Origin of the sequence: Stenotrophomonas sp. 3diitr2024, from assembly GCF_042136455.1 — a bacterium.
Classification (GTDB): domain Bacteria; phylum Pseudomonadota; class Gammaproteobacteria; order Xanthomonadales; family Xanthomonadaceae; genus Stenotrophomonas; species Stenotrophomonas sepilia.
This window is the reverse complement of record NZ_JBHHMJ010000711.1, coordinates 1-314: the sequence shown is the minus strand read 5'-3', so window position 1 is coordinate 314 and position 314 is coordinate 1. Positions and strand designations below refer to the sequence as shown.

General features: G+C 64.6%; 1 pseudogene. It reads right to left on the bottom strand.

Features of this window, described 5'->3' with window-relative positions:
- A pseudogene (locus ABGA94_RS18710) lies at positions 1-314 on the bottom strand (hypothetical protein); the annotation flags it as partial.

The following is a 314-nucleotide window of genomic DNA, read 5'->3' as shown; positions in this document are numbered from 1 at the left end:
GGATCATGGTCGCGTTGCGACCCAGCACGGTGATCAGCTTCTCGTCCGGGATCGTGATCAGCGAGTCGCAGTGCTGGCTCAGTTCCTCGATGCCCTTCAGCGCCACCTGCATGCGGCGACGGCCTTCGAACGGGAACGGCTCGTAGCTGCTGAACTGCGCGGCCAGCGCATCACCGGCGGCGTTGAACTGCTTCAGGTCCTCGGGGGTCCACCAGTTGTGCAGCTTGCGCGCCTCGGCCACTGTTGCAGGCTGGTCATCTCCCATCGACATCCAGCCCTTCAACGAAATCGCCGGGTCCACGTGCGGCAGCCGT